The sequence below is a fragment of the Paraburkholderia sartisoli genome (genome assembly GCF_900107685.1).
GTDB lineage: Bacteria > Pseudomonadota > Gammaproteobacteria > Burkholderiales > Burkholderiaceae > Paraburkholderia > Paraburkholderia sartisoli.
The window spans coordinates 173,687-197,343 of the sequence record NZ_FNRQ01000007.1 but is presented as its reverse complement, the minus strand read 5'-3'; the positions used below and the strand labels follow the sequence as shown (position 1 = coordinate 197,343).

22 protein-coding genes are annotated in these 23,657 nt (G+C 63.9%); 12 read left to right on the top strand and 10 right to left on the bottom strand.

Annotated elements, in window-relative coordinates; translation table 11 throughout:
• Positions 1-103 precede the first annotated feature (103 nt).
• Positions 104-1,255: a porin gene (locus BLV45_RS20755; protein ID WP_090535955.1), complete on the bottom strand. Its 1,152-nt coding sequence runs from the start codon at positions 1,253-1,255 to the stop codon at positions 104-106.
• 147 nt (positions 1,256-1,402) lie between these two features.
• Here BLV45_RS20755 and BLV45_RS20750 point away from each other — a divergent pair, with 147 nt between their 5' ends.
• Both BLV45_RS20750 and BLV45_RS20745 read left to right on the top strand, forming a co-directional pair.
• A complete protein-coding gene (locus BLV45_RS20750; protein ID WP_090535952.1) occupies positions 1,403-1,621 on the top strand; it encodes a hypothetical protein in 219 nt (72 codons plus the stop codon).
• Between the two features lie 244 nt (positions 1,622-1,865).
• The gene (locus tag BLV45_RS20745) at positions 1,866-2,390 is read left to right on the top strand and encodes a hypothetical protein (RefSeq protein ID WP_245753440.1); all 525 of its coding nucleotides are present in this window, start codon (positions 1,866-1,868) and stop codon (positions 2,388-2,390) included.
• A gap of 28 nt (positions 2,391-2,418) precedes the next feature.
• Here BLV45_RS20745 and BLV45_RS20740 read toward each other — a convergent pair whose 3' ends face one another.
• Positions 2,419-2,859, bottom strand: coding sequence for a hypothetical protein (locus tag BLV45_RS20740; RefSeq protein WP_090535950.1), 441 nt, complete (start codon positions 2,857-2,859; stop codon positions 2,419-2,421).
• A gap of 211 nt (positions 2,860-3,070) precedes the next feature.
• Between BLV45_RS20740 and BLV45_RS20735 the strand changes: the two genes are divergently transcribed.
• The 6 genes from BLV45_RS20735 to ggt all read left to right on the top strand — a co-directional run bounded on the left by BLV45_RS20735 (position 3,071) and on the right by ggt (position 10,087).
• The gene (locus BLV45_RS20735) at positions 3,071-3,745 is read left to right on the top strand and encodes a CDP-alcohol phosphatidyltransferase family protein (RefSeq protein WP_090535949.1); all 675 of its coding nucleotides are present in this window, start codon (positions 3,071-3,073) and stop codon (positions 3,743-3,745) included.
• A 3-nt stretch (positions 3,746-3,748) separates the two neighbouring features.
• Entirely contained in the window at positions 3,749-4,570 is an 822-nt protein-coding gene (locus BLV45_RS20730; protein ID WP_090535947.1) for a HalD/BesD family halogenase, read from the top strand.
• Positions 4,567-5,571 (top strand): HpnL family protein, encoded by a 1,005-nt coding sequence (locus BLV45_RS20725; protein ID WP_090535945.1) that lies wholly within the window; start codon positions 4,567-4,569, stop codon positions 5,569-5,571. The genes BLV45_RS20730 and BLV45_RS20725 overlap by 4 nt, the downstream gene beginning before the upstream one ends.
• A gap of 23 nt (positions 5,572-5,594) precedes the next feature.
• Positions 5,595-6,371, top strand: coding sequence for a phosphocholine cytidylyltransferase family protein (locus BLV45_RS20720; protein WP_090535944.1), 777 nt, complete (start codon positions 5,595-5,597; stop codon positions 6,369-6,371).
• Positions 6,372-6,556: 185 nt separating this feature from the next.
• Positions 6,557-8,020 carry an MFS transporter gene (locus BLV45_RS20715; RefSeq protein WP_281246323.1) on the top strand — a complete coding sequence of 488 codons (1,464 nt, stop codon included), beginning with the start codon at positions 6,557-6,559 and terminating at the stop codon, positions 8,018-8,020.
• 333 nt (positions 8,021-8,353) lie between these two features.
• Positions 8,354-10,087 (top strand): gamma-glutamyltransferase, encoded by a 1,734-nt coding sequence (gene ggt / locus BLV45_RS20710; protein WP_090535941.1) that lies wholly within the window; start codon positions 8,354-8,356, stop codon positions 10,085-10,087.
• A gap of 551 nt (positions 10,088-10,638) precedes the next feature.
• Here ggt and BLV45_RS27245 read toward each other — a convergent pair.
• The gene (locus BLV45_RS27245; protein ID WP_143130458.1) at positions 10,639-10,926 is read right to left on the bottom strand and encodes a hypothetical protein; all 288 of its coding nucleotides are present in this window, start codon (positions 10,924-10,926) and stop codon (positions 10,639-10,641) included.
• 68 nt (positions 10,927-10,994) lie between these two features.
• Positions 10,995-12,038, bottom strand: coding sequence for a S1C family serine protease (locus tag BLV45_RS20705; RefSeq protein WP_090535939.1), 1,044 nt, complete (start codon positions 12,036-12,038; stop codon positions 10,995-10,997).
• A gap of 215 nt (positions 12,039-12,253) precedes the next feature.
• On the opposite strand from BLV45_RS20705, the gene BLV45_RS20700 reads away from it, so the two are divergent.
• Together BLV45_RS20700 and ppk2 are read left to right on the top strand one after the other, a co-directional pair.
• Positions 12,254-12,688, top strand: a complete 435-nt coding sequence (locus BLV45_RS20700) for a VOC family protein (protein ID WP_090535938.1) — start codon at positions 12,254-12,256, stop codon at positions 12,686-12,688.
• 107 nt (positions 12,689-12,795) lie between these two features.
• Positions 12,796-13,722, top strand: coding sequence for a polyphosphate kinase 2 (gene ppk2, locus BLV45_RS20695; protein ID WP_090536322.1), 927 nt, complete (start codon positions 12,796-12,798; stop codon positions 13,720-13,722).
• A 98-nt stretch (positions 13,723-13,820) separates the two neighbouring features.
• Here ppk2 and BLV45_RS20690 read toward each other — a convergent pair whose 3' ends face one another.
• The 6 genes from BLV45_RS20690 to BLV45_RS20665 form a co-directional block, all read right to left on the bottom strand.
• A complete protein-coding gene (locus tag BLV45_RS20690; RefSeq protein ID WP_090535936.1) occupies positions 13,821-15,407 on the bottom strand; it encodes an inorganic phosphate transporter in 1,587 nt (528 codons plus the stop codon).
• A 144-nt stretch (positions 15,408-15,551) separates the two neighbouring features.
• On the bottom strand, positions 15,552-16,148 hold the full coding sequence (locus tag BLV45_RS20685) for an IMPACT family protein (protein WP_090535934.1): 597 nt from the start codon (positions 16,146-16,148) through the stop codon (positions 15,552-15,554).
• Between the two features lie 209 nt (positions 16,149-16,357).
• Positions 16,358-18,304, bottom strand: a complete 1,947-nt coding sequence (locus tag BLV45_RS20680; RefSeq protein ID WP_090535932.1) for an AI-2E family transporter — start codon at positions 18,302-18,304, stop codon at positions 16,358-16,360.
• Between the two features lie 288 nt (positions 18,305-18,592).
• Positions 18,593-18,865, bottom strand: a complete 273-nt coding sequence (locus BLV45_RS20675) for a type II toxin-antitoxin system RelE/ParE family toxin (RefSeq protein ID WP_090535930.1) — start codon at positions 18,863-18,865, stop codon at positions 18,593-18,595.
• Positions 18,865-19,086: a TA system antitoxin ParD family protein gene (locus tag BLV45_RS20670; RefSeq protein WP_090536319.1), complete on the bottom strand. Its 222-nt coding sequence runs from the start codon at positions 19,084-19,086 to the stop codon at positions 18,865-18,867. Before BLV45_RS20670 ends, BLV45_RS20675 begins: the two co-directional genes overlap by 1 nt.
• Before the next feature lie 133 nt (positions 19,087-19,219).
• The gene (locus BLV45_RS20665) at positions 19,220-20,623 is read right to left on the bottom strand and encodes an aminotransferase-like domain-containing protein (RefSeq protein WP_090535929.1); all 1,404 of its coding nucleotides are present in this window, start codon (positions 20,621-20,623) and stop codon (positions 19,220-19,222) included.
• 293 nt (positions 20,624-20,916) lie between these two features.
• Between BLV45_RS20665 and BLV45_RS20660 the strand changes: the two genes are divergently transcribed.
• Positions 20,917-22,350, top strand: coding sequence for an amino acid permease (locus BLV45_RS20660; RefSeq protein ID WP_090535927.1), 1,434 nt, complete (start codon positions 20,917-20,919; stop codon positions 22,348-22,350).
• A complete protein-coding gene (locus tag BLV45_RS20655; RefSeq protein WP_090535926.1) occupies positions 22,350-23,621 on the top strand; it encodes an NAD(P)/FAD-dependent oxidoreductase in 1,272 nt (423 codons plus the stop codon). The genes BLV45_RS20660 and BLV45_RS20655 overlap by 1 nt, the downstream gene beginning before the upstream one ends.
• Positions 23,622-23,657: the final 36 nt, after the last annotated feature.

Below are 23,657 nucleotides of genomic sequence, written 5' to 3'. Positions count from 1 at the left end.
GCAAACGCACGCATATAAAACGCGCCCATGAAAAAACGCGCGCGTGGCGGGAGCACGCGCGCGTTTCGCCGGACCGGGCTGAACGCCCGGTCCGCATGCAACATCAGAAGCGGTGACGCAGACCGATCGCAACAGCCGTCTGGTTCGCCGTCGACGACGGTGTCAGCGTGTTGATCGCCGCCACGTTCGCGCCGAAGTTGCCGAGTTCACCTGACGCGTGCTGGTACACGCCTTCGAGGTAGACGTCGGTGCGCTTGCTCAGCGAATAGTCGCCCTGCAGCGACACCGTGTGCCACTTCGGATCGCCCGAGCCGTTCGAACCGGACACCTTGCCATTGGTGAACGTGTAGGCGGCCGCGAGGCTCAACGCCGGCGTGAACGAGTACTTGCCGTTCACTTCGTAGTTGTCCATGTGCAGGTTCGTGCCCGAGAGGCCGCCGATGAATGTGCCGCCCACGTTCGCGCTTTGCAGGTTGTCGAGCTGCGTGTGCGTCCACACGAGGCCGACCGTTGCCGGACCATACGTGTAGTTCGCGCCGACGCCATACGTGCGTTGCAGTTCAGCGGCGAGGTTCGCGCTGCCGTCACCGCTCGACACTGCGCCACCGGTGTTGTTGCTGCCGGCGTTGTTCAGCTGCAGGTAGGCCGCCGCGACGCTCAGCGGGCCGTTCGCATACGATGCGCCGGCGCTCCACGCGCGGTTGTTCGAGAACTGGCCAGCGGCGTTGCTGAAGCCGTACAGGCCGCCGAACTGGAGACCGGCATAGTTCGCGCTCGTGTACTTGACCGCGTTCTTCACGGAGAACGAGTTGTCGAGGTTGTCGTTGTCGAACGGGTGACCGGCCAGGTTGTTACCGTAGCCCGAGCCCGCAGCCGACAGCGGCGCGAGGTAGTCGACGACGGAATCGTACTGGCGGCCGAGCGTCAGCTGGCCGTACTGGTCGCTCTTCAGGCCGACGTAGGCCTGGCGGTTGAACATCGTGTTGTTCTCGGAGAACGAACCGTTGTTCAGGTTAAAACCGCTTTCGAGGGTGAAGATGGCGTGCAGACCGCCGCCCAGGTCCTCGCTGCCGCGCAGGCCGAAGTACGTGTTCGAGACCGCGCCGCTGCCTTGCTGCCAGTTGCTGTGACCCGCCTGGTTGTTCGTGTAGACGAGGCCTGCGTCGAGCGTGCCGTACAGCGTGACGCTGCTTTGCGCCTCTGCCGAGGCGGCGAACGCGCCGAGAATACCCGCAACGATAAGGGTTTTTTTCATGCTTTTAACTCCGGGACAGTGCATAAGGAATCGCATCCAGTTCGACGACGCTAAAGCCGCCTACTGACGATTCGCAGCGAAGTGTATTCGTCTGGTGACAGATTTTTGTCCCGATCGACGCAATAGTGATTTCCGGAATCTGTAACGATGAAACGGATTGCGGTAACTGTGGATTTACAAAAGGATTTTCGGATTTTATTATCCGGCGATGCCGTGTTTCAGATGACGTCTCCGTTGCTGTGCCACGACAGAAGGCGCTGGGCGGAATATGCCGCCGGTGGCGAATTTCCAGTTCCGGAAAAAGTTCACGCATTTTCACACAAGGTATTGTTGCGCATTTTGAGGATGACGCAATACCTGTTTTAAAGGCGCGCCATCTCTGGTCATGAGATTTTTCTTCTCGCTTTTAAAGAGACTCGCGGGTCGCGACGTTTGAATATCATCAGTAATATATTTTAATTAACGCGATATACGCAATTCATCGTTCCACGTATGGCGCTATTGTGTCGATGCCTTGTCCGTCTGGCCGGGTGACGGTTTCGCGCGCTGCGATGCGGGTAAAATCCGGCACTTGTCTGCTGGAATGTCCCTGAACGTGAGTAAAACAGTCATGCCCGAAAATTCGCTTCCCTCGTCCGCTCTGACCGCCGAAGACGAGGCCGCCGTGCCCGGGGTCCAGCAGGATCCCCGCCTGTGGCGCGACGACGGCTGGACGGCGCGCGTCATCAAGAACGAGGACGACGACGGCTGGGCGGTGGAAATGATCAAGGACGGCGAGCCGGAACCCGCGCTCGTCGGCCCGTGGACGATGGGTCGCGACAAGAAGAATCCGAAGCCGCTCGATACGTCGGCGTTCAACACGCTGAAGAAAACGGCGTCGGAGGTGTTGCGGCGTCACGAGCAGCAGTTGCACGCGTTGCTGCACAAGAGCGTGAACGTCGCCTCGGCGACAGGCGCCGACGAACTGGAAATCACGCTCGACATCGTGCCTTCGGAAGACGATCCCTACGCGCTCCTCACGGCGCTCGATCCGTACGGCGAGCAGCTCGCGCAGGTCAAGGTCGCGCCGAACTTCAGGCTGACGAAGGCGAGCGCGGCAACGTGGGTCGAGAACGATTTTCGCCGGCCGGGCTGAGTCTGGCCGGACGCATGCGCGGCGGCGCCTAGCTGCGCTTGCAGAAGATCGCGGTCAGGTGCGGTCCGGCGTGATGGACGATAGCCGTGCCACCCAGGCTGTCGACAACCGCCTGTACCTTCGTGTCGCTCGCGAATACCACGACGCCGTAGGCTGATTTTGCGAGCGGCTCGCCGTCGCCGGTACGGAACATCGGGTCGTCCTTTTCGAAGCCGACCACCGCGAACACCGGAAAGCCGAACGCCGTGAGCCGGGCGCCGCGCGCGGGCCAGAACGCGTTGATCGAGTTGCTCTCGACGCGCATCGGCTTCGGATCGATCAGTTGCTGGCTGGCGAGGTCGGCGAAAAAGTCGTGGGCGGTGGTGTTGCAGGCGAGCGACGCGTCGAGGTCGGCTGCGTGCGAAAACGTGGGTATTGCAGCAAGCGAAAGGGCAAGAACAGCGGAAAGGACAGGAATGAAACGTTTCATGGGAATCCGGATAGTGCGTTCGCAATCCGCCGACGATCTTCGTGGCGGAGGTTGCGCCGCGACCATGACACCCATGGTGGCGCAACAGGTACGGCACTTTACCAGGAATCCCAAAAACGTGCGTCCGGGACCACGCCGAAACGACGATTTTGCGCAACGAAACAGTGACGTAGACAGCAAGGATTGCATAACCCGTATATATTTCCGGGTTATGAATCGACGACCTTCCATTCGCCCGAACGTTCCCGCGCCCCGTACATGGGATGCGCGGCTCGCCCGCCGGCTCGTGACGCCCCTCATCGACACCCGCATCACCCCCAATCATCTCACCACGCTGCGCCTGCTGATCGGCGTGGCGGGCGCGCTGTGCCTTGCTCGTGGCGGATTTGTTTCGTCGAACGCGGGTGCTTTTCTGATCGTGCTGTCGAACTTCGTCGATCACACCGATGGCGAGCTTGCGCGCATCAGCGGCAAGACGAGCCGGATCGGTCATTTGTACGACCTCGCGAGCGATGCGCTCGTGACCGTCCTGCTGTTCCTCGGCATGGGCATCGGCATGAGCACGGTGGGGGGGCACGGTCTGGTCGCGCTGCCGACACTGCTGGGCGCCGTTGCGGGCGTATCGGTGGCCGTGATCTTCTTCCTGCGCATGCGGATCGAGGAGATGGCGGGCAAGGCCGGCACGAAGCAGGCCTCGGCCGGCGGCTTCGAGACCGAGGACGTGCTGTATCTGTTGCCGCTCGTCACGCTGACGTCCGGCACATCGCTGTTCATCATCGCCGCATCGATCGGTGCGCCGCTCTTTGCCGTATGGGTGATGATCGATTACCGCCGCGTGTCGCGCCGTGCGCAGCCCGCGGCGCAGTCCAGTCAGGTTATGGGTTAGCAGATGAATGTGCATGCTGGAAACGACGTGATGGAACCCGTCGCGCTGGACGATTCACAGGCCGCGGGCTCGCAGCACGCGACGCCTGACGCTGATCGCGCCGTTGCGAGCCGTACGCACGGTTTCGACAATGCGCGCCTGCGCAACGATTTCGCGGATCAGGGCGCGTTCCTGTATCTCGACGATTTCCTCGCGCCGGAAGTGACGGCGCAACTCGTCGCGAGCGCCCGCGGGTTGCTGGATGAAGTGAACCGCAATTATCTGCCGGGTCACAAGCAGGGTGGCAGCGTGAGTCGCCACACGATCGACCGCCTCGCGCCGTTCATCGCCGGGCTGTACCGTTCGAAGGAACTGATCGGCTGGCTCGAACAGCTGTCCGGCGACCGGCTGATGGTGTCGCCCGCCGACGACCCGCACGCGTATGCGCTCTACTACTACACGCGTCCGGGCGACCACATCGGCTGGCATTACGACACGTCCTACTATGACGGCCGCCGCTACACGCTGCTGCTCGGCGTGATCGACGAATCGACGTGCCGTCTCGACTACGAACTGCACACCCGCGACGACAGCAAGCCGGACCTGCCCGGTTCCGTGCAGATTCCGCCGGGCGGCCTCGTGTTCTTCGACGGCGACAAGCTGCGTCACCGCATCTCGCCGATGGGCGAGAACGAAATGCGCGTCTCGCTGACGTTCGAATACGTCACCGATCCGAACATGCGTCCGTGGAAGCGCTTCATTTCGAACATGAAGGACGCGATCGCGTATTTCGGTTTCCGTCAGGTTTTCAGGCAACTGATGAGGCGTAGCGGAGACACCGCGTGACGCGCGCGGCAATGATCCTGCTGACGATCGGCACCGCGCTGTTCGTCGCGCTGCTGGCGTGGCAGGGTTTTGGCCCGGTCGCCTCGACGCTGCTCGCGGCGGGCTGGGGTCTCGCGCTGGTCGCCGCGTTCCACGTGCTGCCGCTCGTGCTCGATGCCGGCGCCATCTCTGTCCTGTTCAAGCCGCGCCAGGATCACGTGACACATCGCGACGCCGTGTTCGCGCGCTGGATCGGCGAATCGGTGAACAGCCTGCTGCCGGCCGGCCAGATCGGCGGCCCCGTCGTGATGGTGCGCCAGCTCTCGCAGCGCGGCATGCGGATGCGCGACGCCGCCGCGGCGATCACCGTGAGCACGACGTTGCAGGCGCTCGCGCAGATCGTCTTCGCGGTGCTCGGCCTGTTGATATTCAGCGCGTACGCCACGCACGGTCCGCTGCGCGAATTGCGGACGGCGACGTTCATCGGCACCGGCGTGCTCGGCGGCATGATCGTGATGTTCTACTTCGCGCAACGGCGCGGGCTGTTCGGCCGGCTGCTGCGCACCGTGTCAAAGGTGTTCGGCAAGCGCGACTGGTCCGCGCTCACCGACAGCGCCGATTCGATCGACGCCGCCGTGCATGCGCTCTACCGCGAGCGCGGCCGCGCCGCGGCGAGTTTCGCGCTGAGTTTCCTCGGCTGGCTCGTCGGCACCGTCGAAGTGTGGCTCGCGTTGCGCTTCCTCGGCCATCCGGTTGGCTGGATCGATGCGATGCTGCTGGAGAGCATCGGCCAGGCGATCCGTGGCGCGGCGTTCGCGATTCCCGGCTCGCTCGGCGTGCAGGAAGGCGGCTATCTGCTGCTCGCGCCGCTTGTCGGGCTGCCGCCCGATGCGGCGCTGGCGCTCTCGCTCACCAAACGCGCACGCGAACTTCTGCTCGGTCTGCCGGGCCTGTTGTATCTGCATTTCAGAGAACGAAAATGGCAGCGCCGTCGTGCGACGCGCGTGCCTGTTGCCGATTAACCGTCTTTTAGAAAGGGCCGCCCATGCGCGCGATCATCCTTGCTGCAGGTCTTGGCCTGCGTCTCCAGCAACCGGCTGGCGATCAGTTTCCGAAGTGCCTGTTGCAATTCGACGGCGTGACCCTGCTCGAGCGTCATCTGCAGATGCTCGACGCCGCGGGTGTCCACGACGTCGTGCTCGCGCTCGGCTTCCAGCCGGAGCTCGTCGAGGCGGAGCTCAAGCGCATCAACTGGCCGCATCACGTCGAGATCGTGCTGAATCCGCGCTACGACCTCGGCAGCGTGCTGACCGTGCATACCGTCGCCGATGCGCTCACGCGTGGCGGCGACGTCCTCGTGATGGACGCCGACGTGCTGTACGACGAGCGTATTCTGGGCGCGCTGGTGGCGGGCGAGTCCGTCAACCGTCTTCTGATCGACCGCGACTTCGAAACCGGCGACGAACCCGTCAAACTGTGTCTGCAGGACGGCGTGCCGGTCGAACTGCGCAAGCAGCTGGCCGTCGGCCTGCAATACGACACGATCGGCGAATCGGTCGGCTTCTTCCGCTTTCGCGAGGAAGCCGCGCGCCGCTTCGCGGAAATCGTCGCGGGCTATATCGACAGCGGCCGCGCGAACCTGCCGCATGAAGAAGCGGTGCGCGACCTGCTGCTCGAGCGCAGCCAGGTGTTCGATACCGCCGACGTGACGGGTGCGCCGTGGATCGAGATCGACTTCCCGAACGACGTCGCGCGTGCGGGCCGCGAGATCCTGACGCAACTGCGTCCGTTCGTCAGCCTGGCGCGTCAGACCACGTCCTGATCTCTCGCGGGCATCGCATCGGAGCGCGTTGTCGCGCTCCGTGCCTGCCGGGCGGGGTGAAGCCAGCGTTAGCCGTGCAGGCCGTGGCGGCCGTTGTGCGCAATGTCGGGCGAAACACCCGTCATGCCGGGCACGCAGGCAGCCCCGAGCTGGATTTCGTGCGCGATTGATGACATCGCGCAAGCGTGCGATGCGATAATCGCGGCTTTACGTCCGCGGCTTCGACGCCTGCTGTCCATCTGCCAATGCCTCTTGCTCTAGGCACATTCATCGTTCCCCTGATCGTCGCGTGTGCGATGTTCATGGAAAACGTCGATGCCACGGTCCTCGTGACATCACTTCCCGCACTTGCACGCGACCTCGGTCACGATCCCATCACGCTCAAGCTCGCGATCACCGCGTACGTGATCGGCCTTGGCGTATTCATTCCGATCTGCGGCTGGGTGGCCGACCGCTTCGGTTCACGCACCGTGTTTCGCACCGCGATCGGCATCTTTATCGTCGGCTCGCTGATCAGCGCCGCGTCGACGTCGCTCGGGATGTTCGTCGTCGCGCGCTTCGTGCAGGGCATCGGCGGCGCGATGATGGTGCCGGTCGGGCGGATCATCATCTTCCGCTCGGTACCGAAGTCGGACTTCATCAGGGCGGTCAACTATCTGACCGTGCCCGCACTGCTCGGGCCGGTCGTGGGGCCGCCGCTCGGCGGTTTCATCACGACGTATCTGCACTGGCGTCTGATTTTCGTCATCAACGTCCCGATCGGCATTTTCGGCATCTGGCTTGCGAACCGGCATATCGCGAACGTCCGCGAGGCGCATCCGGGGCGCCTCGACTGGGCCGGTTTCGTGCTCTCGGCCGGCGGCGCGTCGCTCTTCATGCTCGGCTTGTCGCTTGTCGGCGGCGAGCTGGTATCGGGCACGTCGTCGACCCTCATGTGCGTGGCCGGCGCGTTGCTGCTGCTTGCCTACTGGTTCTATGCGCGGCGCGTCGAATTGCCCGTGCTCGATCTGCGTCTTCTGCGCATTCCGAGTTTTCACGCGAGCGTGGTGGGTGGCTCGCTGTTTCGCATTGGACTGGGCGCAGTGCCGTTTCTGCTGCCGCTTGCGTTGCAGGAAGGGCTCGGGATGACCGCGTTCGCGGCGGGCGCGATCACGTGCGCGTCCGCGTTCGGGTCGATCTTCATGAAGCCGTTTGCATCGGGCGTGCTCGCGCGCTTCGGTTTTCGCCAGGTGCTGATGATCAACGCGGCCATTTCGGGGCTCGTGATTGCCATTTACGGGCTCTTCGTTCCGGGCACGCCACACTGGCTGATCTGGGGTGTGGTGCTGGTGGGCGGCGTGTTTCCGTCGTTGCAGTTCACGAGCCTCAATTCGCTGGCGTACGCCGACATTCCGAGCCGCGACGTCGGCCGCGCGACGAGCGTGGCGAGCGTGATCCAGCAGATTTCGCTGGGGCTTGGCGTGACGATCGCCGGCCTCGTGCTGCAGATTTCGCACGACCTGCAGGGCCACGCGACGATTGTCTGGACGGACTTCTGGCCGGCGTTCCTCTTCGTCGGGCTGTTCTCGGTGGCTTCGATTCCCGTCACCGCGCGACTGCCGCAGGGAAGCGGCGACGAAATCGCGCGCGGCGGCCGCGGCAGCACGTAACGCGCGCTGCGCGGCGGCCCTCGGGCACTGGCTGTTGCGCCGCGACGGCACCTGCCGCCGCGCGCCATCGAACGTTCGTTCGCACGTGCGTTGCGGACGATTGCCGGGGACGTTGATCGACGATGCCGGCACGATCGCGCGTCCTGGCGCGCGCGTTGCCTTGCGTGACCGCCTGCGCGCCTTGATGTTTCTCCCTGCTGCCCGATGACTTTTTGCGTGCCGCACCATCGGTTGCATATGTTGGGACGCTTCGCAAATCCCGGACTCGCGTGATATAAGCCCAGAACAGACTTGTTCATCGCTGCATGAGGGAGTTGACATGGGGGACACGCAATGAAGCTGTTCAATAACGTGAAATCGTCGGCAACGGGCTTTGCGCTGGTCGCGCTGGTATCCGCGTCGGCCGCTTTTCTCGAGAGCGCGCCAGCTGTTGCCAAGGGTGTCGTCAAGCCGCAGCCGGCTGTACTGAGCGCATCCGCGATTGCGGTTGCCGACAAGTACAGCGCCGATGCCGCCGGGCAGATTTTCAAGGAAGGCGGCAACGCCGTCGACGCCGCCGTTGCGATTGCCTTCACGCTTGCCGTGACGTATCCGGAAGCGGGCAACATCGGCGGGGGCGGTTTCATGACGCTCTACGTGAACGGCAAGCCGTATTTCATCGACTATCGCGAGCGCGCGCCGCTTGCGGCGACGCGCAACATGTACCTCGACGAGCAGGGCAACGTCATCAAGGGCAAGAGCCTGTACGGCTACTACGCGGTCGGCGTGCCGGGCACGGTGGCGGGCATGTGGGAAGCGCAGCACCGCTTTGGGCGGCTCAAGTGGAAGCAGGTTCTTGCGCCCGCGATCAAATACGCCACCGACGGTTTCGAAGTCGACGAGCAGCTCGACAAGCGCCGCGAGGCTGCTTCGAAGGAATTCGAAGGCAAGACGAACTTCGACACGTACTTTGGCAACCTGAAGCAGGGCGTCAACTTCAAGCAGCCCGACCTGGCTGCCGTGCTGACGCGCATTGCGAACAACGGTGCCAGGGAGTTCTACAACGGCAAGACGGCTGACCTGATCGCCGCTTCGATGCACGGGCACGGTGCGATCACGAAGCGCGACCTGCAGGATTATCGCGCCGTATGGCGAAAGCCGATCGAAGCTGACTGGAACGGTTACCACGTGATCACCGCACCGCCGCCGAGTTCGGGTGGGATCGGTCTCGTGCAACTGCTGAAGATGAAGGCGGATCTCGCGTCCGATTTCAAGGGTGTGCCGTTGAATTCCGCGCAATACGTGCATCTGATCGCCGAGATCGAGAAGCGCGTGTTCGCTGACCGCGCGCAATACCTGGGCGATCCGGATTTCTACAAGGTACCGATCGAGCAGCTGATCGACGACCCGTACATCGCAAAGCGCGCCGCTGAAGTGAACCCGACGACGCCTTCGGACACGAAGAGCGTACAGCCGGGGCTTGGCACGTCGATGCCGGAGAAGGCCGAGACGACGCATTTCTCGGTGGTCGACAAGTGGGGCAATGCGGTATCGAATACGTACACGATCAACGGTTACTTTGGATCGGGCGTGGTGGCCGAGGGCACCGGGATCGTGCTGAACGATGAGATGGACGATTTCGCCGCGAAGCCGGGCGTGCCGAACATGTTCGGCGTGGTGGGCAGCGACGCGAATTCGATCGAGCCGAAGAAGCGTCCGTTGTCGTCGATGTCGCCGACGATCCTGACGAAGGACGGCAAGGTATCGCTCGTGATTGGAACGCCGGGGGGCTCACGGATTTTCACGTCGATATTCCAGGTGATCAACAACGTGTATGACTTCAACATGCCGTTGCCGGAGGCGGTGGCCGCGATGCGCTTTCACCACCAGCTGTTGCCGCCGAACACGATTTTCTGGGAGCCGTACAAGCCGATCGACGGCGAGCTGGCGAAGGAGATCGAGGCGAAGGGATACGTGCTGAAGGGACAGGATTTCAGCGGCGACATCCAGGCGATCAAGATCAACGGAGACACACCGGAGCCGGTATCCGACCCACGAGGACGCGGGATATCGAGGGTGATCCAGTAGCGGGAAATGCGGGAGAGCAGGGAAAGGCGGGCATCGGGATTCGGTGCCCGTTTTTTGTTGTGGTGACGGGGAGTGGCATTGGAAGCCGCTGCCTGCGCTTCTCGTTGGAGTCATTTGTGTACAACTGAGGCGCTCAGTTCTCGATGGGAGTCAACTGTCGGGCATCCACGTCGGGATATCGCGTTGCCCGTGGAGGATGCACACGTATCGCGCGTATCAACTGCGGGCCAGGTTTACCGGCTTCCTCGACACGTATCAGCCCTGACGGCGCGCACGAAGTGCGAAGCCGGTGAATGAATGCTGTGTCACGGAGGTCGTGGCGCGGGGGATCAGATCATGCGCGGACCAGTGCGGCATCGAGTGCGAGGGCGACACCTCATGGGGTGCCATTCCCCAAGAATGACGCACCGAGAAAAGATGGCATTTCGAAGCGCCTTTCTTTTGCCTACTTTTCTTTGGAAGACAAAGAAAAGTAGGTGCCGCCCCGCACAGGGGCAACACAAATAGACCGACATGAATTCAAGGAAAGGCCAAAGAAAGAAAAGAAAACCCTAAAGCTTCAAAATCCGCTCAAAGAACCGACACCAGGCATCGGCATGAGCGGCATCCTGAGAAGAAATAGAAGAAGAGAAGGAGGAAGAGGAAGAAGAAAAAGCCTCATCCCCAGCCTGCCGGCAGGCAAAAACAAACCGCTCCAACGCATCCCGATCGCCGAACACCATTTCCCGCTGCGCTGCAACAACCACGACCCGCGCGGGTCCGCGCCTGACCCTCGGTATGCCGGAATCGTCATATCCGGCGATGTCTCGTGCGACTTTCACCTGGTAGTCACTGGCCAACTCGCTCTCCTCGGCAGCTGATCGATCTCCCCAGTATAGGCAACAAAGCGGCAACGAATCAGGAATGGCTAACTGACCTGCTCAACCGGCGTCAAACCCAGCTCGAGCTTCCGCGCGCCGCGCAGAACAGCCACCGAAACGACGCGATCGATCCGCGACGCGTCCAGCACCCGCTGCAATCCGTCGACGCTTTCCACCTCGACGCCGTCGATCCCCACGATCGTGTCGTCGGTCCGCACGCCGGCCGCCGCGGCCGGGCTATGCCTGACCACTTCCATGACGCGCACGCCGCTCGCCGCCGACAGCCCGAAATACCGCTGCACGCGTCGCGAGAGGGGCGTCGTCGTGCCGGCCACGCCGATATAGGCGCGTCGCACGTGTCCGTAGGCGAAGAGCTGCATGATCACCCACTTCGCCGTGTCGATGGCCGTCGCGAAGCAGATCGCCTGCGCGCCGGGGATGATCGCCGTGTTCACGCCGATCACCTGACCTGCCGAGTTGATCAGCGGCCCGCCGGAGTTGCCCGGATTCAGCGCGGCGTCGGTCTGGATCACGTCGTAGATCATGCGGCCCGAGTTCGCGCGCAACGAGCGGCCGAGCGCGGACACCACGCCGGTAGTGACTGTCTGCGCGAGCCCGAGCGGATTGCCGACCGCGATCGCGATCTGCCCGACGCGCAGCTTGCCCGATTCGCCCAGTTCGACGTGCGGCAACGGCTCGGGCGAGCCGATCCGCAGCACGGCAAGATCGCTGTCCGGGTCGTCGCCGACGAGATCGGCGTCGAATCGGGCGCCATCGGCCAGCGTCACGCGGATATGCGTCGCACCATGCACGACGTGGCTGTTGGTCAGCAGATAGCCATCGGGCGTGAAGAGAAAGCCGGAGCCCGTGCCGCCGCGCGCGCCGCGGCCGCCCGGCCCGCCGGCGTCGCCCGGCAGGCGTCGCTCGACGGAAATGAACGCGACGGCCTGCTGCACGCGCTCCAGCGCCCCGATGACGGTGCGGGAGTACGCGTCGAGCAGCGCGTCGTCGGTGGCGGCCGGCAGAGGCGCGGCCGCGTCGGACGGCGCGCGTGGCGACAGATCATCGATGAAACGGGGACGGCTTCCCATGATGACGCTCCAGATAGTTGGACCCGAAGATGCGGGGTCGCGCCGTCGTTTTTCAAGTGCCGCGGAGATGCGCGAGGCGAAGGCGCTGTGAGACACTTCCCTGACATCTGCCTTGCCGCCGCCCGCACCGACGTGCCGCGAGTCCGGGCGGCGACGTCGCGACACGACGCGATCACGCCACGGTGCGGCAATTCGCGCGAAAGGAGCACGACAGCATGAACCAGCCCGTGAGCCCATCCGGAACGAAAGAACCCCAACCCGCCCCCCAGCCCGAGGTCGAATCGCTGAGCGCGATCACGCTTGCGACGCATGACATGGCCCGCGCGGTGGCATTCTACGAAGCGCTGGGCTTTCCACGCCGCTTCGGTGGACCTGACGAGGCGTTTACGTCATTCGCGCTGGGCTCGTCGTTCCTCAACGTGATCGCCGACACGCGTGGCCCGATCACCTGGTGGGGGCGCGTGATCATTTACGTGTCCGATGTCGACGGCATGTATCGCAAGGCGCGGGCCGCCGGGTTGACACCCGAATTCGCGCCATCGGACGCGCCGTGGGGCGAGCGCTATTTCCATCTCGTCGATCCGGACGGGCACGAACTGAGCTTTGCCCGTCCCCTGGCACGCGTTGCCGCCGCCGTCCACGCACCGTGACGGCCACACCGGGGTAACACGGCTGACACTTCGTGCTTCGATAATCGGATCATCGATACTGCACGCATCGCGCGGGCAACCCGTTTCCGTCGCACAGGAGAATGACGATGAAAGAAAATGACATGGCCCTCGACGCCGCGGCGTTTGCCGAACGTCAGCGCCGTTTCGAAGAAGACCTCATCGACGCATACGACGAGGAACTCGAAATGGAAGTGGACGACCGCATCGTCGACGGCGCGGATGGCCTCACCGCCGAAGCCCGCGAAGCGCGCAAACACTATTTTCGCGAGCTGTTCCGTCTGCAGGGCGAACTCGTCAAATTGCAGGACTGGATCGTCCACACGGGGCACCGGCTCGTCGTGATCTTCGAAGGCCGCGACGCGGCGGGCAAGGGCGGGGCGATCAAGCGCATCACGCAGCGCCTGAATCCGCGCGTGTGCCGCGTGGCGGCGTTGCCCGCGCCGAACAACCGCGAACGCACGCAGTGGTATTTCCAGCGCTACGCGCAGCATCTGCCGGCGGGCGGCGAAATGGTGCTGTTCGACCGCAGCTGGTACAACCGCGCGGGCGTCGAGCGCGTGATGAATTTCTGCTCCGACGAAGAGTACGAAGAGTTCTTCCGCTCAGTGCCGGAATTCGAAAAAATGCTGGTGAGAAGCGGCATCCAGATCGTCAAATACTGGTTTTCGATCACCGACGAAGAACAGGAAATCCGCTTCCAGAACCGCATTCTCGATCCGCTCAAGCAGTGGAAACTGAGCCCGATGGATCTGGAAAGCCGCCGTCGCTGGGAAGCGTATACGCAGGCGAAAGAAGTGATGCTGCATCGCTCGCATATTCCCGAGGCGCCGTGGTGGGTCGTGCAGGCAGTCGACAAGAAGCGCGCGCGCCTGAACTGCATTCACCATCTGCTGAGCCAGGTGCCGTACCACGAGATCGACCATCCGTCGATCGCGCTGCCTGACCGGGTCTACAACACGGAGTACATCCGCCAGCCGGTGCCGGCTTCGATGATCGTGCCGGAAGTCTACTGATCTGATCCGGTCCGGACGCAGGTCATGAAAAACGGCGTGCAGTTCAATGAACTGCACGCCGTTTTTCACATCGGGTGCATGCATGCATCGACGACGCTTCAGAACACGAAGCGGAACGCCCAGTACAACCCGCCCGCGAGCACGATCGAAACCGGTAGCGTCAGCACCCATGCAAGCACGAGGCTGCGCACGGTGTTCCATTGCAGGCCCGAACCGTTCGCCGCCATCGTGCCGGCCACGCCCGACGACAGCACGTGTGTCGTCGAAACCGGCAGGCCGTACACGTCTGCCGCGCCGATCGTCAGCATCGCGACCAGTTCCGCCGAGGCGCCTTGCCCGTACGTCAGATGCTGCTTGCCGATCTTCTCGCCGACGGTCACGACGATCCGTTTCCAGCCGACCATCGTGCCAAGCCCCAGCGCAATCGCGACCGCAACCTTCACCCACGTCGGGATGAATTTGGTGGCGTGGTCGGTCTGCTTCTTGAAGTTATCGATCGCCTTGAGGTCGTCCGCCGCGAACGCGGGCTGCTTCGCCTTCTCCATCAGGCGGATCGCCTCCGACGCGACGTACATGTTGTTGCGCACGTTGTCGACGAGGTCCGTCGGCACGTTCGCCATCGAACCCGACGAGCCGACCTGCTGGCCGATCTGCTCCGTCAGCTGTTTCAGCGCGGGCACGGTGGCGGGCGTGAGCTGGCGTGTCTGCACGAAGGCTTCGACGTCGGCGCGTGGGTTCGCCGAAGGCGGCGCGCCGTTCGTGTATTTCGCGAACGTGGCCGAAGCCTGTTGCGAGACCGCGAGGAACGTCTGCGTTTCGGCGGGCGTCACGGCCTTGTTCAGCGCGAAGGAAGCGGGCACCGTGCCGATCAGGATCAGCATGATGAGGCCCATGCCTTTCTGGCCGTCGTTGGAACCGTGCGCGAACGACACGCCCGTACACGTGAGGATCAGCAGGCTGCGGATCCAGAACGGCGGCGGTTTCTTGCCCTTCGGCTCAGCGTAAAGCGCTGGAACGCGCACGACCGCCTTCAGCACGCGCAACAGCAGGGCGGCTGCCAGAAACCCGACCAGCGGCGAAAACAGCAGTGACTTGCCGACGCCGAGCGCCTGGTTCCAGTCCACGCCGCTCGTGCCCGACGAGCCGTGGATCAGCTGGTTCATCAGGCCGACGCCGATGATCGAGCCGATCAGCGTATGCGAGCTCGACGACGGCAGCCCGAAGTACCACGTGCCCAGGTTCCAGATGATCGCGGCAATCAGCAACGCGAACACCATCGCGAAACCGGCGCTGTTGCCGACCTGCAGGATCAGTTCGACGGGCAGCAGTTGCAGGATGCCGAACGCCACCGCGCCGCTCGACGTGAGCACGCCCAGAAAATTCCAGGTGCCCGACCAGACGACGGCGAGATTCGGCGTCAGCGAATGCGTATAGATGACGGTCGCGACGGCATTGGCCGTGTCGTGAAAGCCGTTGACGAACTCGAAGCCGAGCGCGATCAGCAACGCGATGCCGAGCAGGAAATACGGCAGGAACGCGTTGGGGCGCAGCGGCTGCAGGTCGTCGATCAGATGGGTGGCGACGTAAAAGGCGCCGGCGGCGATGACGAGCATGAAGACGATGAGGCTCGCGCTCCGGCCTCGTCCAGCAGCTGCTTCCGGTTGCGGATAGGAGAGTTCTGGCATGGCCTTACCCTGAAAGGATCGGTTGGCGGGACCTTTGATCGTGCAGGGCGGCTGTGTCAGATTGATGACGCGAACGGTGCCGCCATCCTTCCTCGATTCACGACGGCGACCGGTACGCTGCGCGGGCGGGTTGTACGTTGAGCGTCAGGCGGCCGGTTCGGGAAAAATCGCGCGGCCCTGTGTCATGTCGCGCAGCGCTTCGCGTGCCGCGTCGATGACGGTGGCGGGCATCCGGATCGTCAGGATCACGGCCATGCCATAGGCGCTCTGTTCGAGCGCGTGATGTTCCTGCTCGATCCAGCGGCGCACGCGCGCCTCGTCCGGGTACCCGACCTCGACGGTCAGCAACACCTGCGCGATGCGCTCGACGCGCGGTGCATCCTGAAGCGCGGTCGCGATCGCGTCGGTGTAGGCGCGCACGAGCCCGCCCGCGCCGAGCTTGACGCCGCCGTAATAGCGGACCACGGCAGCCAGCACGCCATCGAGATCGTGATGCCGCAGCACTTCCAGGATCGGCCGGCCAGCGGTGCCCGACGGCTCGCCGTCGTCCGACATGCCGGACTGACCGCCCGCGAGCAGCGCCCAGCACACGTGCGTCGCGCCCGGATGCGCGTCGCGCAGATGGCGCAGTGCCGCCATTGCCGCGTCGCGATCCGCGACGGGAATCGCGTGCGCGATAAAGCGGCTCTTGCGGATCTCGAGTTCGGCGGTGAGGGCGGCGGGCAGCGTGTAAGTCGGCAAGGCGAGGTTCTACGAAGAAAAGGAACGCGCCGCACGTGACGGCGCAGGCGTCATGGTAACGGATCGCCGGTTCACGGAGCCGCGTGGCGCCTGGCTGCCCCCGGGGCTGCCGTCCATCACATTCACACTCGTGGATTTCGCAACGGTGTCTTGCGAGAACACTTGATGACGCGATCCGGGGCGGCCCGCATAATGCATGCCTGACGGATCTAGCTCCCGGCTGGGGCGAAACCGGGTTCCTCACCCGGTCGGTCCGTCATCTCCCCTTCTTCTTCCATCGCGCGCACGGCCGCGCGGGATTCCTCGATCAAGGCGCGGAACGTCGTCGCTCCGCGCGTGCCGGCGAGTGCGCTGACGCTGGCGGGCACATCGGGTTCGTCTCCGGACGGCGCGCCGAAGCCGACGATGAGCGCGGCTGACGTTTCCTGTGCATGCACGCGTCGCACGAGGTTGCGCAGATACGGTGGCGACTCGGCGGCATCGAGCGAGATCACGCACATCACCGGTACGCGATTCACATCCACCGCAGCCACGTCGCCGCGCCGGAAGTGCTCATAGGTCGTGGCGACGCAGTCGATCCGGTAACGCGTCAGCAACTGCACGGCGATCGCCGTGGCGACTTCGTCGAATGCGCCGCGCCCCGCGACGCACAGCACCGGTTCGCCCGTCATCGTGGCCACGCGCGTCGATGCGCCGGTGGCGTCCGCCGATGTCGCCGCCGGGTCCGATTCGTCGAGCGCGTGTACGTCTGGCGCACCTTCCACCGCTTCGAGATTTTCGACGATGTCGACGAGTGCCTCGTTGATCCGCGCCAGCTGTTCGGTGTGCAGCACACCGCGCAACGCGTCGTTGCGTGCAAGGCGCAATCCTTCCAGCACGACCTGATCGTAGTAGTCGACGATCGACATCTCGCCCAGCAGCCGCTCCGCCTGGACGATCGCTTCATGCAGGTCGTTCGCGAGCAGCCGCTGGTAGAAGTTCTGGGCGGGTGTGAGCGCCGGCTGGTCGCCCAGCAGCACGGTGAGGAAGTTGAGGCGGTCGGCGTAGCGGCCGAGCGTGACGATGCACAGCGTGAGCGGCGTCGACAGCACGAGACCGACTGGCCCCCACAGCCAGCTCCAGAAAATCGCCGCGATGATCACCGCGAGCGGCGACAGCCCCGATCGATGTCCATACAAAAGCGGCTCGACGATCTGGCCCGCCACCACGTCGATGACGATAAAGAGCACCAGCGTCCATACGGCCATCGTCCATTGCGGCTGGATCGCGGCGGCAAGACACACGGCCAGCAGGGCCGCGATCCAGATGCCGATATATGGCACGAAGCGCAGCAGCGCGGAAATCACGCCGAAGAGCAGCGCGCCCGGCACGCCGAGCAGGGCGAGCCCGAGTGCGATGACCGCGCCCACCCCGAGATTCAGCGCGAGTTGTGCGACGAAGTAGCGGGAGAGGCGCACGGCGGCGTCGTCGATGGCCGTGGTGGTCCGATGCAGGTCGCTCGACCCGAACAGGCTGATCAGGCGGTCGCGCAGGTCCTCGCGTTGCAGCAGGATGAAGATCGTGACGACCAGCACGATGAACGTCGTCTCGATCGGCGCGATGGCGGGCGAGAACGCGCGTTGCGCGAGTCCGAGCGGCGTCGGCGCGGGTTCGTGGACCTCGACCGGCATCGGCGCGGCGGCCGTGCCGCGGGCGGGGCGGCCACTCGTGCGCGGCGCCGGCCGTGAAGGCGCGACCCGTTGCAGCGCGCTGGCGGCGCGGCTCAACAGCACGTCGGCGCGGCCGACCGTTTTTTCCTGCACGGTTTCGATCTTGCGTTCGATGGCCGCCTGGTACTGTGGCAGGTCGGCGGCGAGCTGGACGATCTGGGCGCCGATCAGCGCGCCCGCGCCGAGCAGCGCGGCCAGTGCGAAGAACACCGCGATGAAGATCGACGGCAACTGGCCCATGTGCAGGCGGCGCAGCGTGGTGACGAGCGGCGCGAGCAGAAAGCTGAGCAGGACCGACAGGATGATCGGAATGAGAACGGCGCGTCCGAAGTACAGCCCGCACACCACCACGACCCCGGTCACCACCGACGCGAGTCCATGCAGCGTCGGCGTGTGCGGGGGATACACGCGATTGGGTCTGCCGTTCGGCGGCGACGGGAGGTTCATGAGTCGGGGTTCCGGGTGAAAGGGCGTCTCGCCGCGAGAAGCCGGCTTCAGCAACGTGGAAGATTTTAGCAATCCGCGTGCCCGATGACATTGGGCACGCGCGGCCGGAACACTGGTGGTGGTGGCGATGCCGGTGCAGCGACCGGTGCGGTCAGTGCGTCGTTCGAGTATGCGCTGTCGGGCGGGGCGAGGCCAGAGTCGCAGCCTCGCCCGCGCGATACGTCATACGCGCGTGGGGTTCATGCGCGGCCATGGCGGGAGGTCGGGTTTGCCGGTCATCCTGCTTTTCTAGCGCTTGAGGTTGCGATAAAAATTCTCGTGCGAACCCGGGCTCAGCAGGATTAACTCGTCCGGCGTGTACTGGTACGAGAGCAGGACTTCCTGCTTGTTGATCTTGAACTTGTGGACGTAGACGCCCGCCAGGTCCCCCTTCTTCGCGACGCCTGTATCCGGATTCGCCGCGATTTCCCGTACTGCATCGTCCAGCGCTTTCTTGTCTCGGGTATGCAGTTTCCTGGCAGCACGTTCGAAGGTTGGTGTAGCTCGAATACGGGTCGTCATCACGAGGAAAACTGATACTCAGCCGTTTGCCCCGCCTTTGCCTCCTCAACGGCCAAAAGGGTGTCCTGAATGAAGCTCACGGGCATATCGGGGTTGTCTTCGACAGCCTTCCCGAGTCGTGCCCAATGCTCGATTTGCTTGGGAACCGAACGATGCTTCGCCGCCGCGTGCGGCTTTGCAATCTCGACCAGTTCGTCTGACAGTTTGAGTGCGATTGCCATCATGAACGTCCTATCTACGCGACGCCACAATCATATGCCAAAAGGTTTCTATATGAAACCTTTTGCAACCTCTCTCGTGTGGCATCTGTCGAGGTCTATCGGCTGCAACTGTGTTGCTTCAGGCTTCGCCGCATCAGATCGTCCCGAACAGCGCTCTCGGACGGTCTTTGAGCGTCCCGGTCAGCAGCCGTAGCGCACTCACCAGCTGATCGCGGCTCGTCGCGCAGGCGAGGTTGATCCGTACCCCGTGCTCGATGTCCGAGCGGTCTACGGCAAAGGCCGACGACGGCATCACCACCACGCCGCGTGCCTTCGCATTGGCGGCGAAATCATCGGCTCGCCAGGGTTGCGGCAACTTGAGCCACACGAACATGCATGCGGGATCGGTCTGCAGCAACTCCTGCGGCAGCAGCTCGCGGGCGAGATCCTGGCGGGCGCGAATCTCGGTGAGCTGCGCATCCATGATGTGACGCGCGGTGCCGTCCTCGATCCAGATCGACGCGATGAGCATCGACATCGGCGCGGGCATCCATGCCGTGGTTCGCACGGCCTCCGCGCACAATGCCGAGCTGTCCGGTGGACTGAGCAGATAACCTAGCCTCAAGCCGGGTGCGAGGATTTTCGAGGTCCCTGCGATATGGAACGTCAACTCGGGACACAGGCTCGCGATCGTCGGCAGACGCTGCGAGACGAGCGGCCCATAAACATCGTCCTCGATGATCACCACGCCATGCCGGCGCGCGATATCGGCAAGCGCCATCCGGCGCGCGAGACTCATCGTCGTCACGGTCGGATTCTGCAGATTGGGCACCGTGAAGATTGCCTTCACCGGCATGCGGCGGCACGCGAGTTCGACCTCGTCGGTCAAGAGGCCGTCACGATCGCTTGGAATGCCGACGATTTCGAACTGAAAAACCGGCGCGAGCGCTTTCAGGCCGTAGTAGGTGAGCTGATCGGCGAGGATGACACCCTCGGTGCCGATCAGGCTGTTCAGCACCGCGTACAGGCCGTGCTGCGCACCGCTCGTCACGACCACATGCGCGGGCGCCGGCGTGAAGCCCGGCGCGGCCATCCAGCGCGCGCCGGCGTCGCGTGCCCACGACGGTCCTTGCGGCAACTGATATTCCTGCACCTCCGCATAACGCGGGTCGCGCGGCAATTCCGCCAGCGTGCGCGCGAGGCAGCTCAGAAATTCGCCGGTAGCGGGCCGGTTCACGGTCAGGTCGATCGCCGCATGGGTCGCGGGACGCATCGGTTCGACACTCGGCATCGCGCCGCCCGTGACCAGCGAGCCGCGCCGCTTGCTGCCGATCACCAGGCCGCGTAGCTGCAATTCCTTGTACGCGCGCGACACCGTCGACACGTTGATGCCGAGTTCGGTCGCCAGTTGCCGCTGCGGCGGAAGCCGGCTGCCCGGCGGATAAATGCCGCTGCGGATCTCGTGCTCGATCGAACTGGACACCTCGATATAGGTGGACCGCTTCGCCTGGTTCGGCACGCCATTGGCGGGGCGGGCTGTGTCTTTACCAGAAGCCATAAGATCACGCGTCTCCATACAAAACCAGCTTTGTCCGCGATTGTGCGGAGTTTTGTCGATTCTATACCAGAGAGCCCCTGCTTCAATGCCCTTTGGAAAGCCATTTGCAGGTTTGGATCAGGTGGCAAGGAGCGCGCCATGCGCCACCCAGGGAAAATGCTAAAGCCATACAATGCGCGTTTTAATTGCACACAAAAAAATATTGTGTGATTCTAATTGCCAGAGTTTGTCTGGTGGCGCAGATCGAAGACGCAACCCGGCAGTGTCCCGAACCACTTGGCAGGAGTTGTCCGATGAGTGTTCCACAGTCCTCCGTATCCAGCGCCGCGCCAAAACTCGGCGCCGCCTTGCGGCAGCGGCACGTCACGATGATTGCGCTCGGCGGCATCATCGGCGCGGGTCTTTTTGTCGGCAGCAGTGCGACGCTCGCAACAGTCGGCCCGGCCGCCTGCGTGTCCTATCTGGTCGCCGGTATCGTTGTCCTGATGGTGATGCGCATGCTCGGCGAAATGGCGCTGGCGGTGCCGGGCATCGGCTCGTTTACCGAATACGCGCGCATCGGCCTCGGCAACTGGGCCGGTTTCACCAGCGGCTGGCTCTACTGGTATTTCTGGGTGATCGTCGTCGCGGTCGAAGCGGTGGCGGGCGCGGGGATCCTGCAACGCTGGATTCCGGCGCCGGTGTGGATGATTGGCCTCGTGCTGCTGTCGGTGATGACGCTGATCAATCTGCTGTCGGTGAAGTCGTACGGTGAATTCGAGTTCTGGTTCGCGTCGATCAAGGTCGCCGCGATCATCGTGTTCATCGCGATCGGCGCGGCCTATGTGTTCGGGTTCGGCCATACCGGCAGTGCGCTGGTGAATCTGGCCAGCCATCGCGGCTTCATGCCGTTCGGCGCGATGTCCATTTTCGCGGCGGTGCCGACGGTGATTTTCGCGGTGGGTGGCGCGGAAATCGCGACGATCGCCGCGGCCGAATCGGACGATCCGACCAAAAGCGTCGCGGCCATGACGCGTTCGGTGATCCTGCGGATCATTACGTTCTACGTCGGTTCGATGTTCCTGATTGCGTGCATCGTGCCGTGGGGCAGCATCGTCACGGGACATTCGCCGTTCGTGGCCGCACTGGAAACAATGCGGATTCCAGGCGCCGCTGACATCATGAACGCGATCGTTCTGGTTGCCGTGCTGTCCGCGCTGAATTCGGGCTTGTATGTGTCGTCGCGGATTCTGTTCCGCCTCGCCGAGCGCGGCGACGCGCCGAAGTCGCTGCTGACGCTGACGCCACACAAAGTCCCGCGACTCGCGGTGCTGTGGAGCAGCGTGGTCGGTTACGTGGCGATCATTGCGGCCATCGTGTCGCCGCAGGGGGTGTTCCTGTTTCTCGTGAACGCGTCCGGCGCGGTGATGCTGTTCGTTTATCTCGCGACGGCGCTGGCACAGATCCGCATTCGCCGGCGCATCGAAGCCACTGAGCCGGAACGGTTGACGCTGAAGATGTGGCTCTTTCCGTGGCTGTCGTATGCGGTGGTGGCGGCGATTGCCGGCGTGCTGCTTGCCATGGGCGCCGATCCGGCACTGCGGCCGCAGCTGATGGCCAGTCTCGCGAGTCTCGCGGTGGCTTCGGGGGCTTACGTGCTGATGGCGAAGCGCCACCAGCACGGTGATGGAACCGCCACCGGCTATGTGTCGCGGATCGGCCAGCAAGCGATGGAAGGGCGCAGGTAATGTCGGATATCGCCATCATCGGAGCGGGATTCATCGGCCTCGCGAGCGCTGCGGCGCTCATGCGCGACGGTCATCGTGTCACGCTATTCGATCCCTCGGGCGTCGGGCAGGGCGCGTCGTTCGGCAACGCCGGGACGTTCGCGCACTACGCCTGTATTCCCGTGAACAACCCGTCGGTGTTCCGCGACCTGCCGCGTTTCCTGTTGTCGAGCGACAGTCCGTTCAGGCTGCGCTGGGGCTATCTGCCACACCTCGCGCCGTGGCTCGCGCGCTTCATGATGAGTTCGCTGCCCCGTCGTTATGAAGCGAGCGCCGCTGCGCTTGCCGCGTTGCTCGCGCGTGCGCAGGACGGTTACGCGCCGTTGCTGTCGGACCCGGAACTGGCGCGTTTCGTCCGCTCGCGCGAATGCCTTTATCTGTATTCGAATGCCGCGTCCTTCGATGCCGCGAGTCCCGCGCTCGATCTGCGCAAGAAGCTGGGTGTGTCCTTCGACGTGCTGACGGGCGGCGACATTCGCGCACTCGAACCGTCGCTCGCGCCGATCTTCGAGCGAGGCGTGCTGTTCAGCGACTCCTGGCACTTCTCCGATCCGCCCGGTTTCCTGCAGAAACTGTATGAACAGCTCGCGGCGCAAGGGCTGTCGCTGCAGCGCTCCACCGTGAGCGCGGTGCAGCCGTTGGCGGATGGGGCAAGCGTGGTGGTCGACGGGAGCGCGCAGCGTTTCAGCCATGTGGTGATCGCCACCGGCGCGCGCTCCGCGCAATTCGCCACGCAATGCGGCGACGCGGTGCCGCTCGATACCGAGCGCGGTTATCACGTGCGTTATCCGGGCGCACAGCAACTGATATCGCGGCCGGTCGGCTGGGCGAAGCGGGGTTTCTACATGACGCCGATGAGCGATGGAATTCGCGTCGCCGGCACTGTCGAACTGGCTGGATTCGGGAATGCGCACAACGACTCGCTGATCAGCCTGCTGACGTTTTCATCGAAGCGCGCGTTACCGGCACTCGATCAACCCGACAACAGCTGGCTGGGTTTTCGCCCGACCTTGCCGGATGGCGTGCCGGTGCTCGGACGTTCGAGCGCCAGTGAACGGGTGATTTACGCGTTCGGCCACCAGCATCTCGGGCTGACGCTGGCGGGCGTGAGCGGGCGCATCGTCGCCGACCTGGTTGCGAAGCGCGCACCGCCGCTCGATCTCGCACCCTATGCGGCCACGCGTTTCCAGATTTCGCCAGGGCGTTGCCGGCAGCAGTTTCAGGATTCGTAGCAAGCACTGCAGGGCGGCTTCGAGACGTCGCGTATC